Source organism: Parendozoicomonas callyspongiae (assembly GCF_023502345.1).
GTDB lineage: Bacteria > Pseudomonadota > Gammaproteobacteria > Pseudomonadales > Endozoicomonadaceae > Sansalvadorimonas > Sansalvadorimonas callyspongiae.
The window spans coordinates 1-17,882 of sequence record NZ_JAMFLX010000030.1 but is presented as its reverse complement, the minus strand read 5'-3'; the positions used below and the strand labels follow the sequence as shown (position 1 = coordinate 17,882).

Sequence of the window (17,882 nt, the reverse complement as noted above, 5' to 3'; positions counted from 1 at the left end):
GATCCTTACATGAACGCTTGAAGGCACTTCGGGGAGGGCGCCATGGCGGAATATGATGGACTGAAACCTGGTCAGATTCTGGCGGATGCCAGTGTTGCAGAGTTTATCAAGAATCTCGGGTTGGGGATCGCTGAAGCCCAGAAAGCACTTGATGATAACTCTGTTCAACAGATCGCTGAGTTTATTGAACCTATTGAGGGCCTGGGAGGTAAAACACTTCTTGATCTGGGTTTATCACCAGCGTTTTACCATTACCAGTATGCAGATTTGAAATGTTCAATGCAGTTGAGTCTGCGGGTTCAGAAGGATTTAAGCCTTGGGCTGAATATTGGCGGTTCTTATAAAAGCGATTCTTCTGATTCCAGTAATGAAAGTGCCAGCGAAACTTATAAGGAAAGTGGGAGCAAGAAGTCTACGCAAACCCGTAAGGCCAGTGTTGAAATTACCTCGGCTTCTGCAGGAGCCCTTGTTGTTAACGGCAAGAATTTCCAGTTGTCAGGTTCATCACCGGCCGAACGAATTGAAAGCCTGCAGGATGCGCTGGTAGGTGATAAAGAGAGTGGGATCGATCGCGTCCTTTATCAACTGAAACCCTCAACTATTGCTATCAACTCAACTGCTGATCCAAAGCATGTCACGGTCAATGGCAATACAATCGCTTTTCATGGTGGAGAGAGCAACGCCGGAATTATCCGGATTTCAACCAATGGCGATACGGAATATGTCCTGAACAGTTCACCGGATATCAAAGTTCAGACATCAGCCAAAGGTGATCTGGCAACTTATGCCACGCATGTAGCATCAGCGATAACAGCCAAGAATTACAATGTCGATCATATTGCGGAAGGTGGAGCATTTAAGCCGGTTATGTTTGAGATCGGTAAACATACCATCTCAAGCAGTCAGCAGGATTATCTGCAGGTTCTTGCTTATGTGATCAGCAAGCTGGGCTTTAGCGTTGATATAGAAGGATTTGCAGATACTCAGCAGTATGCTGATAAATCAGCTTCTGATCAGCTTAATAAGGACCTGGGCAATAATCGGGCAATTGAAGTTTTCAGTATCCTGCGCTCTTTTGGGGTGAATGACTCAAAACTGAATGTTATCGAATCAAAAGGTGATCAGGCTGCTCGCGGCGCTGGTGACAGCCCCGGAACAGACAACCCTGTTCACAGGAAAGTTGAAATCCGTAAGTCCGGCCACACCGGCCACTGGCTGCTGGTAAGAGCCAAGAATGGTGGCCCCGGTCTTGACAGTGTTGCTCCCAACAAAGTTGGGGATTCCTCTGCAGATAATGGTTTTATTTACCTGTTTGATAAGCGGGCGCTGCAGCTTGAGAACAAGGCGGTGACTATTGATGGTCACACCTATCCATATCGCGGTGATGCTGCGGGCGGGTTTACAGTGAAAAGTGCACCGGCCTACGCCAAAAACCTTGCAGATGATATTAACAGTGATACCAACAGCGGACTGAAAGCCTCAGCTCGCAGGAATATTGTCACTGTCAGTAAGAATGGGGATAAATTTGCCCTGACACTGGTCACTAACTCCAGCAGGAATATCAGGCTCGACAGCACTGAAGGAGTCACAATATCCAGTCAGTTTACCCTCAGTAAAACCTCAAACATGACAAAGCAGAGTAAAGGTAACCGCTCTGTTGCCGTTGGTGCGACAGTGGATGCCCGTTACTCCCGTCAATTTGAAATGAATGTGACCGGTAATTCGAGTATTGCGGCCAGGCTGGTCTCAATTCCGGCGCCTCCGCAGTTTCTCGAGACCATAAAAGAGTTTCTGGACAATGAGGGGTAAAGGCCATGGCTGAAACACCCGCAGTCACAAGGGCGCTGGTTTCGGCGCCTTTACCGCAGATCATTGAAAAGCTCGGGCTGGCTATTGCCCAGGCGCAGTTCGCTTTGGACTCCAACTCAGTTGAGCTGGCGAAGACTATGGCGGAGACAGAAGTTGAGATTGGTGAGGAGTCTTACAATCTTCTCAGCCTTGGTTTTGTACCGGCTTTTTACTCTTTTTCAGAAGCAACGGTAGAGGCCAAGCTGAGTTTTACCATGACGGAGTCAACGGAAACATCTGTGTCTGTTGGTGTACAGGCTGGCGTGAACTATGGCGTTTTCATGGCAGCAGCCTCCATTGATGTTTCTTATGCCCGAAAGTTTTCTGTATCAACGGAGGGAGCCAGCTCAATAGCTGCCCGACTGGTCTCCTTGCCTGCCCCGGATGTTTTTACGCAGTTAATAAAGCGTCAGTATGAGCAGGTCATTGAATAACTGGCCATAGAAAGACAGTGCCAACAATTACAAGAATGCACAAACAAACGAGGTGACACATGGCTGCAATTGGACAGGAACTGCTAAATGTTCCCATGGGTGACATGATCAAGCAGATGGCCACCGCCATTGCCGATGCACAGTATGAGCTTGACGAGAATTCCATCAATGTCGCAGAGATGATGGGGGGGCTGACAACCGTCTACGATGAGAAAGGCGAAGTCAGCTTCGATGACAGTCGGGTCTTCTTTGGTTATGACTATATGAGCATGAAAGAAGCCCGCGCTTATGCCCTTATCGATGACGCACTGACCGGAACAATGGGTGATGATGTCATCAAGCTTGATGAAATGCTCGACAAGATTCAGGACAAGGGAAAAGACGTAAAGGGAGAACCAATAACCGATGACTCCGAAATTCGCGTCCCGATCCGTATGTCCATGATGGAGTTAGGATTCACTCCGACATTCTATCAGTTTGTTGATACCATCATTGAAGTGAAAATTGCGATAAAGATTACAAGAACTAAAGAGAGAAAATACGACAGATCCAAGAAACTCACGGACAAGTCTTCAACTTACAAGCGTAAGCGGAGCTTCTGGGGAACCAGTAATCGGGTGACCAGAACATCAACAGTGAATACCTCCCAGGTTGATGCAAGCTACTCCTCCAAATACTCATTTTCTGCAGAGGGCGCCAGTCTCCTGAGAACAAAATTGACTCCGGTTCCTCCTCCGGCCGTTCTTGAGGAGCGTATTCGCAACTTTATGGAGCATGAAGAGCAGAGAAAGCAGGTCCGAGTTGAAACAGAACGCAAGAAACGCGGGCTGGATACACCGGAACCCCCCAAGACTAAATAACAGAGGAATGGGCAATGTCGGTAGGAACTGAACTCTTGAATGCACCATTTCCTGAAATGGTGAAAACACTCGGGGTTGGTATCGCTGAAGCCCAGTATGAGCTTGATCTGGTTTCTCTGAAGATTGCGCGCATGATGGCAGGGTACGAACCGGATGATGAACCGGAAGACCCAGATGCCGCACCGGTTGCATCTGAGCCTAAGAGAAACCAGCTGGTTGCCTTGGGTGATGGGAATCAGTACAGCCTGCTGGAGCTGGGATTTGTTCCCAGCTTTTATCAGTTTGTTGACACGTTAATAGAACTGAAAATGTCGATTTCCATGTCAAGAGAGACCAACTTCAAACGCTCGAGTAAAACGGTCAGCGCCAAAGTTAAGGGTAAGGTTGGCTTTTTCTCGGCATCAGCATCCATGAGGGTATCGACGGTCAGTGCCAGTTATTCATCAAAGTATCAGTACTCTGCGGAGGGAAGTTCTTTGATGCGAACCAAACTGGTTCCTGTTCCGGCACCGGCACTTCTGGAGGAGCGTATACGGGCCATGATTACCGCGAGTGAGGCTAAGACAAAATAGTCGAGCTGAAGGCTGGTGGGCTCTTAAGGTAAAGGCCCACAAACAGCCATGAGCGGGAAATGCCCACCCCGAAAAATGAAACAGCAGTGGGCATTTCCATGGTGAAGGTAGAGGGCTTGTAAGGCAAAGAAATATGCCTGGAAATTCATGGAAAGATAAGCAATCAAGTTTTGAGGAGATAGCTGACCAGAGTGGCGGCCGGAATCAGGCAGGTCAGAATAAAAAAGCGCCTCCATTCGGTTCTGCCGGAAAGGGGTTTGATGATATGGCCGGGCTATCTCCGAAACTTGATGCACTTATCGAGCAGCGCAAGGAGCTGGAAGATACCATGCGCAATCTGTCTTCTGGTGATGAGTCGGAGGGAGGTTTTCTGAAGAGAAGTTACCCTGTAGCCAGCCTGGCTGAGCGTCGCATGGAACAGATGACCTGGGAGAAGCAGCGTGCAGACGGCTCCAGCAGGAAACAGGAAAGAGAGGCAAGAAGGAAGTCAACGGTTCAAAACAACAGCAGCCTTGGTTGGGAACAAAGTCTGCGGACCGGCCTGCGTGATTTTACCGAGCCGGTCAACAACTGGTTGAATGCCAGAGATCGAGAAAGGCAGGGATTAAGGGACAAAGTCAGAGATAAGCTGTCACCTTTGGATCGGGCCTCCAGACCAGTAAAGAGAGCACATGGTCAAGTGAAGGATGCTGCTGACCAGTTTCGCCAACTTGATAAGCAGCTGGAGAAAGAAGGTCTTCATAAGGACCGGGAAGAAATCAAAAATCTTAAAGCTGTTAAAGCCATCAATTCAGCGGACAAGTATCTGGGTGGAGTGAACAGAGCTCTGGATGCTCCCCAGAGAAATGTGAAGAAAGTGGATGACTTCTGGAAGAAAAAAGACAATGGCATCCGGGGAGCGATGGATCGGTTTGGCCCTTATGTAGAGCGTTCACGAAAGCGGCTCAGCTCAGAAACCGGGGGATCCGGTGATCTCTTTGAACGCATGAAAAAGAATCGCGAAAGGGCTCTCGCCAAAATGCGGGAAAAGCGGCAGCAGGAAGCACGAGATCAAAAGCGGCGGGAAAGAGCGCAGCAATTACAGAAGAAGCGTCAAAAGAATAAGCGTGAGGTTGATAAAATATGAGTAACAGCCAGTTTGCTTCCGAGTCGTTGGAGGAGCTTTTGGTTTCTCTGGCTGACGGATTGCGTGACGCACAGGATATTCTCAATACCAGCCCAAGTACGGACCGGTTTGGACGGCCAGTTCCCAGGTATCAGCTGCCGTATCTGGACTTTGAAATTAATGTTGATATGACGGTGACAGAGGAAGCGGCTGGTTTTAAGAAGTTGAGAGTGGGAACGGTAAAAAATCAGAAAGGTGAAATTTCCAGCAAGATTTCAGGACGCTTTGTTGTTGTTCCTCCGGGGGAAGGGCTTCCACTGCCAATGATCGATTTCAAATCTGAAAAGAGGGGTGTGAAAAAACACGACCTGTCAATAACCGTGGTTGATACCAATGGAGAACCGGTGTCCGATGCTGCTGTTGAGCTGAATCTGGATATTGAAGCTTCCACTGCATTAAGTGCAGGCAGTGGTGTTTTGCGTTCGGCCAGAGCCGAGTCAATGTATGCCAAGACGGTGCGGTCTGCCAAGTTGTCTGACGCCATTCTGGTGACAGACGGGCAGGGGCAGGCAAAAACAACCCTGGCTCTTGGCAGTCAGATACCCCCAAGGTGCTCGGTGGTTGTCAGTGCAGAATATGCCCAGCAGAAAAAACAAATAACAGTTATTGCGGATAAATAACAATGAAACAGGTTGAAGTCAGAGCCAAAGTGGTAACCAGCGATGGAAAACCCTCAGTCAACAAAACTGTTTATTGTGAGTATTTCTCTTTAACCAAGAATGCATGGACATCTCTGTTTACTGTTCGCACAGATTCGAAAGGCAGCTTTATCAAGAAAGTAAATTTTTCTTCGAGTGGTAACTCTGCTCCCAGTTTGCGTCTATCTGTTATTGTCACCCGTTCGAGAAGTGCGATCTCTGAAGACTGCTCCATGAGGTATGACAGTCGCAGTCAGCTGTTGAGGTGTGACTTTGGGCAGGTCAACCAGCAGGCAAACAATATGAAATTTGTGGCCATGAGAGCCGGGATATCTTACGAAGACCTAGCCACTGTTAAAAAGCCCAGGGCCGCTAACTTATCGCCTACACCTAAGGCCTCGTTGGAAGCTTTTGATAAAGAGCTTATCAAGTTCAAAACCATAGAACTCAAATCCCAGCAGGCACTAATAAAGAAAGACACTGAAATAAAGACCCGTGATAACGAGATTCGCAGTATAAAAACACGGTTAACCAATGCCGATCTTGAGATCAAGAAATTAAAAAAACACACCAAGGATCAGCAAAAACGTGCCGATCTGCTTGAAACTGAAAATAAAAAATTCAGGGATGAAACGACACGGTTCACCAGTTTGGATAATCTTACCCGGAACATTGGTGATCAAATCGACAGTGCAAATGATTTTATGAGTAAAAGGCGGAGGCAGTTTCGTGTTGATAATATCCAGATGGAGTTGAAGGGTGCTGTGAGCAATGACGGGCAGATTGCCCTGTCAAGATTAAGTGATGGCCAGGATGCGGGTCAGAACGCAGCCACTCTCAAGCTGGGCTTCAGTGCAGATAGAAACCTGACAGACGATCGCAGTATTGACGTGCCTGACCTGTCCGGGTTTACAGAGAGTGTTGTACAGAGGGTGCTGTCTGCCGTTGGTCTGCGATATGAAGCTATCAGTCAGTCGGTTGAGGAAACCTCCAGGTTTACACCGGGGCAGGCTATTGCACAGTCTCCAAAGGCAGGAACACCAAAGCCGGTTAACAGTCTGGTAAGAGTTGTTTTTGCAGCAGAATAAGAACAGCAGGTAGGCAAAATGCGGAATATTAAAAACCTGGTGCAGGATGTTGTGGTTTCTCCCCTTGGGGATGTTATTGCCTCTGTCGGACAGGGGGTGGCTGATGCCCAACAGGCACTGGATGAAGCTTCCATTGCCAAGACACTGGAGATTTATACGGAAGGGGGCGAGAAAGCCCTGGAGATTCTCCGGGCAATTGGCTACAAGCCGACTTTTTATACTCTCCCAGAAACAACAGGGGAGGTGAAAGTCGCACTGCGTCTGGGACCCAAGCAGAGCAGCAGTATACAGCCAGCTGTTTCAAAAACACGGAAGGCTGCCGTATCAACAGCACTTGCACGAGCTGGACTCGACACGCCAGCGTTAAAACCACGAATGTTTGCAACCCCTGTCGATGCCGGGTATGCCAACAAATATGGCTATCAGGCTGATGTCAGTGCCAAACTCACATTTAAAATCGTTCCGGTTCCTGCACCTGGGGGCGCTGATGAGTTAAGAGTGTTGCCAAAGCTGGTTGGGTTGAAAGCTAACGATGCTGAACAACTGCTGGATTCACTGGGTCTTGATACCGTTTATATTAATCAGCAGGGTGTGACTATTGATGAACCTGCCGCCTCTGCAAAGGTTCTCAGGCAGCTACCAGGTTTTGATGAAGAAGAACCGGTTGTGGTAAGTGCCGGTGATAAAATCTATTTAACAGTTAAATGATTTTTTCTTTTTCAGAATAAGCAAAACCGCCGAAGGCGGCTTTGCTTGGAGTCTAGCGATCTAGCTTGCTAATAAGAGCGATGGGTTACTCTTCTTCCCATGCACGGCTGCGCTCAACGGCGCGAGTCCAGCCCTTGTACAGCTTTTCACGCTTCTCTTCAGTCATATCGGCTTCGAACACGCGATCAACGCCAACATTCTTGCGCAGATCATCGATGCCTTCCCAGTAGCCGACAGCCAGACCGGCCAGGTAAGCAGAACCGGCAGCAGTGGTTTCGATAACCTTAGGACGAACAACGCTGGTACCCAGAATGTCAGACTGGAACTGCATCAGGAAGTTGTTGGCAACTGCACCACCATCGACGTTCACCTGGTTCAGCTGCAGGCCGGCATCCTTCTGCATGGCATCCAGTACATCACGGGACTGATAGGCCAGAGATTCCAGAGTTGCGCGAACAATGTGGTTACGGTTGGCGCCACGGGTCAGACCAACGATAGTACCGCGGGCATAGGCATCCCAGTAAGGAGCACCCAGACCAACGAAGGCAGGAACAACATAAACACCGTTAGTGTCTTCTACCTTGGAGGCGAAGTATTCGGAGTCAGCTGCATCACGGATCAGGCCCATTTCATCGCGCAGCCATTGGATGCTGGCACCGGCAACAAATACGGAACCTTCCAGAGCGTAGTTAACCTTGCCGTCCAGACCGTAGGCAATGGTAGTCAGCAGACCGTTTTCAGATTTAACTGGCTCTTCACCAGTGTTCATCAGCAGGAAGCAGCCAGTACCGTAAGTGTTCTTGGCCATGCCTTTTTCAAGAGCCAGCTGACCGAACAGAGCAGCCTGCTGGTCACCGGCGATACCTGCGATGGGCACCATGGTGCCGTTCAGGTTGGCTTCACCATACACTTCAGAGCTGGACTTCACTTCTGGCAGCATGCTGGCAGGAACGTTCAGAGCTTTCATCATCTTCTCGTCCCACTCCAGGGACTTGATGTTGAACAGCATGGTACGGGAAGCGTTGGTTACGTCAGTCACGTGTACACGACCTTCGGTCAGCTTCCAGGTCAGCCAGGAGTCAACAGTACCGAACAGCAGCTCGCCTTTTTCGGCTTTTTCACGTGCGCCTTCAACGTTATCCAGAATCCACGCAACCTTGGTGCCGGAGAAGTAGGCATCAACCACAAGGCCGGTGTTTTCACGAACATAGTCTTCCAGTCCGTCACGCTTCATCTGCTCGCAGGTGTTTGCGGTACGGCGGCACTGCCATACGATAGCGTTGTAGACAGGCTTGCCGGTGTTCTTGTCCCAAACAACGGTAGTTTCACGCTGGTTGGTGATACTGATGGCAGCAACCTGCTCTGGCTTGGTATCGGTTTTGGCCAGAACCTGGGTCATCACACCACGCTGGGTAGACCAGATTTCCATCGGGTCATGTTCAACCCAGCCAGCCTGAGGATAGATCTGAGTGAATTCCTGCTGGGCCATGCCCACAATTTCACCCTTGCGGTTGAACAGGACGGCACGGCTACTGGTGGTGCCTTGGTCAAGAGACAGAATGAATTTTTCGTCGCTCATTGTCATGTCCTTATCGTGAGATACGGTAAAGGTAATTGCGGACAGGCAGCAGGTGTTTGGTAAACCGCTCCGAGACTGCTTATCCGCCAGGGTGGTTCAGTTGAGGAAAATGCCCGCTGAAACAAGGCATTTTCCAATGCTTATTAGTTTATTTAGGCTGCTGCGTCAGCAGAATCTTCGCGAATTTCGCAACCTGGGGTGCCGCACTCTTTCAGGTCCAGCTGAGTTTCAATACCGCGGGTGTAGACAAATGCACCCAGGCAGGCACCAACGATTGGAGCAAAGATCGGAACCAGGAAGTAAGGAATATCACGGCCGCCGGTCATGGCTACATCACCCCAGCCAGCCAGGAAGGCGAACAGCTTAGGACCGAAATCACGGGCAGGGTTCATGGCAAAGCCGGTCAGCGGACCAAAAGAGGCACCGATAACAGCAATTAGTATACCGATCAGCAGAGGAGGCATGGCACCTTTAGGAGCACCGTTGCGATCGTCACCCAGACCCAGGATGCAGCACATCAGCAGAGCAGTGATGAATACTTCAACCAGGAAAGCCTGGAAAACGCTGATAGAGGAGTTGGCATAAGTGGAGAAGATGCCGGCAGTAGCCAGACTGTCCAGGCTGCCGCGGGTGATGTTGTTAACAGCTTCGAACTGCTCGAACAGTGGCTGGTACATCATGTAAACCAGAGCTGCACCAACGAATGCGCCCAGTACCTGGGAGCCGATGAAAGGAAGCACTTTACGCTTCTCGAAACCCTTGAACAGAGTCAGGGCAATTGTTACCGCTGGGTTAATGTGAGCACCGGATACGCCGCCGGTTACATAGACCGCCAGGGAGACTGCGAAGCCCCAGGTAATACTGATTTCCCATTGCCCGAATGAGGCGCCTGCAACAACAAGTGAGGCAACAACACCTGCACCAAAAATAATCAATAAGGCTGTACCAAGAAACTCGGCAAAGCATTCGCCGGGAAGGGTGTCGCGCTTCATGGTCTTCTCCAGAAAGTTGGTTGGCGATCAGTTCAAAAACGAGCTCATTATTCGTTTGTGTTTGAAATTGTTAATTGATGATCGTCAAGAAAAACGTTTTAACACAGCAATCTACGGGAATTACTAAGAAGGTGGTGAAAATTTTCTAACAGCTTGTTTTTTCGAAAAAATCGCTTTGTTCTGTATCAACAAAACAGAAGATGACACGGAGTAATATGGCCGCACTTATTATTGGGCTTGATTACTATGAGACGCTTGGAGGCAGATGTTGTCGTCATTGGCGGTGGCGCAACGGGAGCCAGTGTATTTAGAGATTGCTGCCTGCGCGGCATGCACACCATTCTTGTAGAAAGAGGCGATATAGCCAGTGGAACCACAGGGCGTAACCATGGTTTGCTTCACTCCGGTGCTCGGTATGCGGTAACGGATGGACATTCCGCCCGTGAGTGCATTGAGGAGAACCGGACTCTGAAAAAAATTGCCGGCCACTGTGTTGAAGAGACCGATGGCCTGTTTATTTCTCTGCCGGAAGATGGCCTGGATTTTCAGAAACAGTTTGTTGACGGCTGTGCCAGTGCAGGAATAGAGACACAGGTTCTGACACCTGAAGAGGCTATTCGACTTGAACCCTCCGTTAACCCTGACCTGATCGGGGCTGTTCGCATTCCTGACGGAACCATTGATCCTTTCCGTCTGACATCAGCCAGTATTCTTGATGCCAGAGAGCATGGCGGAACACTGCTCAATTATACCAAAGCTGTCGGTTTGATTATCCGCCTGGGTTATGTCCAGGGTGTCCGGTGCTGCGATATGCGCACTGGCGAGATGTTTGAAATTTATTCCCGACAGGTTATCAACGCATCCGGTGCCTGGTGCCATGAGGTGATGGAGTATGCCGATCTCTCGGTAGATATGTATCACTCCCGTGGTGCCCTGTTGATTATGGGCTACCGGATGAACAGCATGGTTATCAACCGCTGTCGTAAACCTGGTGATGCCGATATCCTGGTGCCCGGCGATACGGTATCCGTTATTGGAACCACCTCCACCCATGTTGAGAAAGATCAGCTGGATAATCTGGAAGTGACCGAAGACGAGGTGCGGGTGCTTTTGGCAGAGGGTAGCAAGCTGGCTCCGTCCATGATGGATACCCGTATCCTGCGTGCTTACTGTGGCGTTCGTCCTCTGGTGTCCGAGACCAACAGCAGCGGTGGTCGCAGTATCAGCCGTGGTCTGGTGGCCATTGATCATGCTGAAAAAGATGCTCTGAATGGTTTGATTACCATTACCGGCGGCAAGCTGATGACCTGTCGTCTGATGGCGGAAGTCGCTACTGATATGGCAGCCCGTCATCTGGGTGTCACCAAGCCCTGTGAAACAGCGAAACGTGCTCTGCCAGGTGCCAACCTGCCAGAAGCCATGGGTCGTAAAACCCGCGAAGCCCGTAAGACAGGTTACAGCCTTCCTGGCTCCTCCATTCCCAACAGTGTGGCCGGTTCTGCCGTTTACCGTCACGGTGACCGGGCCCGTAACTTTATGAAGGAAGACAGCAACTGGAATAACGCTGTCGTCTGTGAATGTGAAGTCGTGACCCGTGGCGAGATTCTCTACGCTATCGACAAACTCAACGCCCGTACACTGTCTGACCTGCGCCGCCGTACCCGTGTTGGTATGGGGCCATGCCAGGGTGAGATGTGTGCCTGCCGTGTAGCAGGACTGCTGGCCAGCAGCCGTGAAGATGGTGAGGTGGTGCTGGACAGCCTGCATGACTTTGTTGATGAGCGCTGGAAAGGAGTGCGCCCAATACTCTGGGGTGATGCACTGCGTGAAGCGGAATTCAGTTATTGGGTACAGGAAGGTCTTCTGGGACTGAGCAGCCTGCAGAAAGATGAGGCCAAGCCTCTTCTTGAGATCCAGGAACCGGAATCTGAAGAAACCCAATGCGAACAGGAAGCGAAACAGACAGCACAGAAGGACACGCATCATGAAGCATGATTGTCTGGTAATTGGTGGCGGTCTGGCTGGTCTGACCGCAGGTATTCGCTGTGCGGAAGCCGGATTGAAGGTCACGGTGTTATCCTCCGGTGAAAGTGCGCTGACATTTTCATCCGGTGCCATTGATGTACTGGGTATGGATACGTCCGGCATGCCGGTTCGTCATCCGTTCCAGGGTATTGGACGGTTGATTGTCGAACAGCCCGATCATCCTTACGCTCTTTTGGGCGGTAACAGTGTCTATCGCGCTCTGGACTGGTTCCAGGGGCAGGTGGCTGAGACTGGTTTAAAGCTGGTCACAGCCAAGATTCTGGAAGAGAATCACTGGCGTTTAACCGCAGCTGGAGCACTTCGTCCGGCCTGGTTGAGTCAGCCAACAGCTGGCACCCTGGACTGGGATTTTGATGAGATTCGTCGTGTTGTCTTTGTGAACTTCACCGGCTTCCTCGATTTTATGCCGGAACTGGCTTCCGCCGGACTGAAAACCAATAAAGCCTTTGAGCATGTGTGTGTCAGTAGCCTGAATATTACCCTGCCACTGGAAAATGGCAGTGGTGCTACGGCAGACACCATGCGTTCCACCCAGTTGGCACGGGCGATTGGTGAGAGTGATATCGAACTGATCAGCTCAACGCTGCTGGAAAAAGTTGGGGATGCTGACCTGGTTGCCATGCCGGCCTGCCTTAATGTTGCCGGACGCAACTGGCTGGAAGAGTTGCGTCGCCGGACCGGTCTGAACATTATCGAAGTGGCAACCCTGCCTCCTTCGGTACACGGCATTGGTCTGTTAAGGGCTCTGCGCAGCCGCTTTGCAGCTCTGGGTGGTTTTTATGTGCCAGCTGTGCCAGTTAAACAGGGTGTAGTGAGTAATGGTCGTGTTGAATCTGTTCAAACACCTGATGATATTCTGGAAGCCAATCATTATATCCTGACAACGGGAAGCTACTTCAGTAAAGGCATGACCAGTAAACAGCAGGGTGTCAGTGAACCGGTGTTTGGTCTGGATATGCAGGCCAGTGAAGAGTTCTGTGACAGCCGTTTCCTTGCCCGTGAAGGTCATGGCTTTAACCGGACCGGTGTTGTGTTCAACAAACACCTTCAGCCCAGCATTAACGGGCAGAGCATAGAGAACCTTCATGTGGCCGGAGCGCTGCTGGCGGGTTATGACCCGATTATTGAAGGCTCTGGTGGTGGTGTGGCTATCAGTACAGCCTGGAAAGCGGCTGGTGAAGTGATTGAGAAGATGGGGCTGTAATGAATCTGTTTAAGGATAGTGACCGCTCATTTGACAGCTGTCTGAAGTGCACGGCCTGCTCTTCTCGGTGCCCGGTTGCCAGTGTGCGTCCGGATTTTCCCGGCCCGAAGCAGTGTGGCCCTGATGGTGAGCGTCTGCGCCTGAAAAGCCCGGATTTCCTGGATGAAGCCCTGAAATACTGCACGGGTTGTAAGCGCTGTGAAGTGGCCTGTCCATCGGATGTGCATATCAGCGATATTATCGCCGATGCCAAGGCTCGTTATGGCAAGGGTAACAAATTCAAGATTCGTGAGTTCCTGCTGAGTCATACCGACCTGATGGGCACCATGACCCGGGGCACGGCACCTATCGTCAATGCGGTCACCAAAACCAAGACTGCCAAGGTGGTCATGCACAAAGCCCTGGGTATTGACCAGCGTCGTCAGTTCCCTCCTTATGCCCACAAGAGTTTCCGCAGCTGGTATAAAGCCGAGCTGGAAGACAAGCAGGTGTTTGCCCGCAATGTCAGCTATTTCCATGGTTGCTTTGTGAACTACAACCTGCCTGAGCTGGGTATCGACACCATCAAAGTACTGAACGCCATGAATATTGGTGTTCAGCTGCTCAAGAAAGAGAAGTGCTGTGGTGTTCCCCTGGTCGCCAATGGCTTCCATAAGAAAGCCAAAGCCAATGCCCGGTTTAATACCGACTCTATTGAGCAGGCTATCGATAGCGGCAGCGAATGTGTTATCTCAACATCTTCAAGCTGTGCCTTTATGCTGAGGGAAGATTATCCCCGAATGCTGGGTGAGACCGAAGGCAATCCCCATCAGCAGGTGAACTACATCACCCGGTTCCTGACCCAGGAATTTAAAAACGGCAACAAGCCTGAACTGAAGCCGGTTAATCTGCGGGTTGGTTATCACAGCCCCTGTCACCTGATTCGCAGTGGCGGTGTTCTTCATACCCTCAGCCTGCTGCGGGAAATTCCCGGGCTGCAGTTACACCAGCTGGAATCCAACTGCTGTGGTATTGCCGGCACCTACGGTTTTAAAAAGGAAAACTACAACACCTCTCAGGATATTGGTGAACCCCTGTTCCACCAGATCGAGGAAGGTGAGTTTGACTATATCGTAACCGATTGTGAAACCTGCAAGATGCAGATCGAGATGAGTACGTCTGCCGAGGTGATTCATCCGGTCAGCCTGTTGGCCAGGGCTTTGGATGTCTGATTAGATGAGTTGTAAGGAGCCATTTTTGAAAAAGTCAAAGGTGGCTCCTTATGCCAAGCAACTTAGAAACGTCTATCTTGCAGAGTGAGTCCTCGGCTGTTTGCATGGCTTCTTAGCGTTCCAATTCTTCCCAGCAAATCGATAACCGCGTTTGATATGTTTTGATAGGTATCGCTGCCTGGACGATCAGGGTGTACCCTGCGAAGCAGCTGATGCCTTACACGGCGAGGATCTGTCATTACATCATTTATGGATTGATACCTGTAACTAGAAAGAGCCGGATTTGGCCAGTTTTTAGAACCACTTTCGTCAAATAGAACCACTATTACCTCAAGTGCTTCTAAAAACTGGCTCAAACCGGACTTTTTCTCGCTACGGTCGGTTAAGTCCGACAGGCTCCTAGCAAATAAGACGAGGTGTAAGCCAGACCATAACTTGTGAGGTAGTTTAGTCCTGCTGGTACTGCCACCTCATCAAGAACTTTTTTAGTTCTGCTGTAATTTGGTGACGGACTGTATTCAAGATACCCGGCATCAATTAAACCAGCGGGAGCTGCCAGTAGAGCGGGAGGTATATCGTGAGCGATGGTCTTACATGTACATAAGAGCAATAAACCAGAGCAAAAAAATGCTTGAGACAGTTTGGCTCTAATGTTCATTCTTGCTTCTCATTAAGGGTTAATGGAAAAATATAAGCTCTTCAAAATAATTCCCGAATAGTAATAAGGCAAGGAAGTAAAACTAAAAATCTTGAATCTGTTTTGTAGAGGGGAGTACTTGCTATTTTAACAAGTGTGAATCTACCTAAAATGATGTTTCAGGAATGGGTGTTTGTATTAAATGTTATTTATTTAATCGAGTTCTTTATTCAGTTATTGAATATTTGTTTCTAATGATATTTTTTTTGTAATCACGTTATGGATACTTCTTAATTATGTTATTTTAAAAAATTTAAATCAAAATGATCTGGGGGAATGGGGTCGGGAAATAATAGTTGAAATAGTATGCAACAGTTTTGGAATAAGAGTTTCAATCTGAATTATTAATACAGTTTAAGTAAGGTAAGCACTTCGCTGGCATAGGCCCCGGTATCAATAAAGTGGGTATTACCCAGAGTCACAGGTTCAGCGACGATTGTATGTCCACAGTAAATCTCATCAATGCCTTGCACGACTGACTTATCCAGGGTTTGAACCTTATCCCGCCGCCACTGCATCTGTTCAGTCAGTTCTACGTTACCTTCAATCTTATCAGGCGCCCAATGGTTAAGGGGAAACTGGGCATGGCAGATGGCAATATGCCTGTCATTGCTGAGTTCCACTTCAATCAGGTAGGGAAGCTGATCCAGTTGATCAGCAAAGCTTTTCATCTCATTATCGGAGAGATCCAGGTGCCATTCACCGCCATTGGCAACCCAGTTATCCAAAACCTCGGTTGGTTTTTCTCGAGCAACCCTGATCAGTGTGTCTTCATGGTTTCCTCTGGCTGGAAAGAACCAGGGCTGGTGGATCAGGGAGATACATTTTGCCGAATCAGGGCCCCGGTCTATCAGGTCGCCGCAGCTGAAGCAGCGGTCTTTATCATAGTTAAACTCAACAGATTCAAGCTTCTCCATCAGTAGATCATACATGCCGTGCAGATCACCAATTACGAAGTCTCGGCCTTGAGTATTGGGCTTGAATGATTGCAGGAACATAATCTTTTGTGAGCCTTTGAGAGCCGGTCTTATTGAAAGACCCCAAAGTCTGGAGGATTTGACCAGCCTCTGGCAACTTTTATTTTGAGAAGCCGGTCATTTAAATCAATTATGGAGGTGCAGTTATCATCAGGGTACCTCTTGGAAGAGGTCGGAGTTCATTCAAAAGGTCACCAATATTTGTGAAACCCAAATTTTCTGGAAGAGTCACTTTATTTTCAGCAGCTTGCTCAATGTTTGCTTTAATGACATCCAGATGGATGTTAATGTTTTTAAACAGATCTTCTGTTTTTCCATCATTTTTATCTGGATGAGTTCTGATATTGAGTTGTCGGCGAAAGGACTTAATTGTTGAAAGGGTTGGCAGTTGCCTGAGAAAAAAGTTATCAAGCCCTCCAGAAAATATCAAAAGCTGATTGTATTTATCAATATGCGAGCGAATGGGGCCTGCATAAATCTCAGCTTTCATTCGACGTAATTGTTCTTGTAAATCCTCGAGATTCCTTCTGGCACGCTCATAACTGGCTTCTTGCTCTGCCTTCATTTGTGCAAATCGAGCTTCCCTTTCTCTGGCATGTTCCCTCAGAGTTTCTTCCCTTTCTCTGGCATGTTCCCTCAGAGTTTCTTCCCAAATTTCTTTCCATGGTCTTTCAGGTTCTCTCTGTTGTTCTCCTCCTCTGCGTCTCCCGGATTCTCTGTGATATTCCTCCCACCGCCGGTCAAACTCTTGGTTTCGTTCGCCCCATATTCTTTCAAAATTAGCCTGTCTCTCTCGCTCAAATTCTTCCCAGTCTCTCTGTTGGTGTGAGTACTGCCAGTTGCTCTCTTGCTGAGCTTCCTCTCCTGCGATATTTCCATGTTCGGCGCCTACCATGGAAGAAATACTCACTGAGAAAAAGCGAGTCAGGTTGAAGGGAAGACGGGCCCAGGAATTGAAAACAGGATAGGAGAGATGTTCTGTAAGATTCCCAAGGCTGTGCTTCCAATGTTTACCACCATCAAGAATAAATTCTGGAGTTGATTCGCTGTAAAGTGAGAGCAAACTGGTTTCTCCCGGGTAAAGCCAGATATTAAAGTGCTCTGGGGCTGAAAAAAGCTTTAAGTGACCATTTTGCTGGTAGCTTGTCAGCCATTTCTCGGGAGTGGACGGGTGTATCATACCCTGGCGGAGGTTAGCTATTTGAATTAATAAATCGGGAGAGAGAGGGTCGGCAAACGTAGATGGGTTTCTCTGTTCATCATTTGGGTCTGTCGCTTGGATAGTTTCAGTCCACCAGCTCATTTTTTCGGTATCAGCAAGATAGATTGAAGTGAGTGCCCTCTGCTCCCCCTCAGCAGACAGCCAGGAATATTTGATGTTCAGGGGGGATGATCCCCGTCTCGCTACTGGGTATAAACAGACCCCGGAATAGCCTAGATGCTGCCCCGATGTTGCTAAATGCAGGAGCGCTTTGTTATTGGCAAATTCTTGAGTTTGATCGCTGGTTGAAAGCACTGATATGTCAGACCATTGGATCTTTATATTGAGAGGGGTTGAGTCAGAGGGAGTTTCAAGGGTCAGGCTGATACCTTCAGGAGTTTTTTCCAAATGAAAAACCCGGGTGTTTGCATTTCGCCAGATACTCCACTCAGGATAAAGATTTAGACCGAAGTTATAGAGGGTAAGGCCAAGATTTAAACCAAAATTCAGGTTGTTACTCTTTGCCCTGATAGGAATAGTCAGGAGAGTAGGCCAGGATGAAATAAGGAAATCACTTATGGAATTGTGGTGCAGCATGAAATTCCAGGCTAGCAGGGTTCCCTCTCTGAATAAGCGATTTTTTGTGTAGGCCCCCGCATCAG

General features: G+C 49.0%; 15 protein-coding genes. 11 read left to right on the top strand and 4 right to left on the bottom strand.

Annotation, left to right across the window (positions count from 1 at the left end):
* Positions 1–42: 42 nt before the first annotated feature.
* The 8 genes from M3P05_RS17320 to M3P05_RS17285 all read left to right on the top strand — a co-directional run bounded on the left by M3P05_RS17320 (position 43) and on the right by M3P05_RS17285 (position 7,313).
* On the top strand, positions 43–1,809 hold the full coding sequence (locus M3P05_RS17320; protein WP_249701319.1) for an OmpA family protein: 1,767 nt from the start codon (positions 43–45) through the stop codon (positions 1,807–1,809).
* A 5-nt stretch (positions 1,810–1,814) separates the two neighbouring features.
* Positions 1,815–2,282 carry a hypothetical protein gene (locus tag M3P05_RS17315; RefSeq protein WP_249701318.1) on the top strand — a complete coding sequence of 156 codons (468 nt, stop codon included), beginning with the start codon at positions 1,815–1,817 and terminating at the stop codon, positions 2,280–2,282.
* A 59-nt stretch (positions 2,283–2,341) separates the two neighbouring features.
* Positions 2,342–3,142, top strand: coding sequence for a hypothetical protein (locus tag M3P05_RS17310; protein WP_249701317.1), 801 nt, complete (start codon positions 2,342–2,344; stop codon positions 3,140–3,142).
* A gap of 14 nt (positions 3,143–3,156) precedes the next feature.
* Positions 3,157–3,714, top strand: coding sequence for a hypothetical protein (locus M3P05_RS17305; protein WP_249701316.1), 558 nt, complete (start codon positions 3,157–3,159; stop codon positions 3,712–3,714).
* Between the two features lie 133 nt (positions 3,715–3,847).
* Complete coding sequence (locus tag M3P05_RS17300) at positions 3,848–4,840, top strand: hypothetical protein (RefSeq protein WP_249701315.1); 993 nt, start codon at positions 3,848–3,850, stop codon at positions 4,838–4,840.
* Positions 4,837–5,499, top strand: coding sequence for a hypothetical protein (locus M3P05_RS17295; protein WP_249701314.1), 663 nt, complete (start codon positions 4,837–4,839; stop codon positions 5,497–5,499). Before M3P05_RS17300 ends, M3P05_RS17295 begins: the two co-directional genes overlap by 4 nt.
* Before the next feature lie 2 nt (positions 5,500–5,501).
* Entirely contained in the window at positions 5,502–6,605 is a 1,104-nt protein-coding gene (locus tag M3P05_RS17290) for a PASTA domain-containing protein (protein ID WP_249701313.1), read from the top strand.
* Positions 6,606–6,623: 18 nt separating this feature from the next.
* Positions 6,624–7,313: a PASTA domain-containing protein gene (locus M3P05_RS17285; protein ID WP_249701312.1), complete on the top strand. Its 690-nt coding sequence runs from the start codon at positions 6,624–6,626 to the stop codon at positions 7,311–7,313.
* Between the two features lie 85 nt (positions 7,314–7,398).
* Here the strand turns inward: M3P05_RS17285 and glpK are convergent, their stop codons facing one another.
* Positions 7,399–8,892: a glycerol kinase GlpK gene (gene glpK / locus M3P05_RS17280; protein ID WP_408635952.1), complete on the bottom strand. Its 1,494-nt coding sequence runs from the start codon at positions 8,890–8,892 to the stop codon at positions 7,399–7,401.
* 152 nt (positions 8,893–9,044) lie between these two features.
* On the bottom strand, positions 9,045–9,884 hold the full coding sequence (locus tag M3P05_RS17275) for an MIP/aquaporin family protein (RefSeq protein ID WP_249701310.1): 840 nt from the start codon (positions 9,882–9,884) through the stop codon (positions 9,045–9,047).
* Between the two features lie 246 nt (positions 9,885–10,130).
* On the opposite strand from M3P05_RS17275, the gene glpA reads away from it, so the two are divergent.
* Genes glpA through glpC form a run of 3 tightly spaced genes read left to right on the top strand, consistent with a single transcriptional unit; the run spans position 10,131 to position 14,345 of the window.
* Entirely contained in the window at positions 10,131–11,879 is a 1,749-nt protein-coding gene (glpA, locus tag M3P05_RS17270; protein WP_249701309.1) for an anaerobic glycerol-3-phosphate dehydrogenase subunit A, read from the top strand.
* Positions 11,869–13,134: a glycerol-3-phosphate dehydrogenase subunit GlpB gene (gene glpB, locus M3P05_RS17265; protein WP_249701307.1), complete on the top strand. Its 1,266-nt coding sequence runs from the start codon at positions 11,869–11,871 to the stop codon at positions 13,132–13,134. Before glpA ends, glpB begins: the two co-directional genes overlap by 11 nt.
* Positions 13,134–14,345, top strand: coding sequence for an anaerobic glycerol-3-phosphate dehydrogenase subunit GlpC (gene glpC / locus M3P05_RS17260; RefSeq protein WP_249701306.1), 1,212 nt, complete (start codon positions 13,134–13,136; stop codon positions 14,343–14,345). Before glpB ends, glpC begins: the two co-directional genes overlap by 1 nt.
* Before the next feature lie 1,041 nt (positions 14,346–15,386).
* Here glpC and M3P05_RS17255 read toward each other — a convergent pair.
* Together M3P05_RS17255 and M3P05_RS17250 are read right to left on the bottom strand one after the other, a co-directional pair.
* Complete coding sequence (locus M3P05_RS17255) at positions 15,387–16,040, bottom strand: metallophosphoesterase (protein WP_249701305.1); 654 nt, start codon at positions 16,038–16,040, stop codon at positions 15,387–15,389.
* A gap of 109 nt (positions 16,041–16,149) precedes the next feature.
* A complete protein-coding gene (locus M3P05_RS17250; RefSeq protein ID WP_249701304.1) occupies positions 16,150–16,929 on the bottom strand; it encodes an AAA family ATPase in 780 nt (259 codons plus the stop codon).
* Positions 16,930–17,882: the final 953 nt, after the last annotated feature.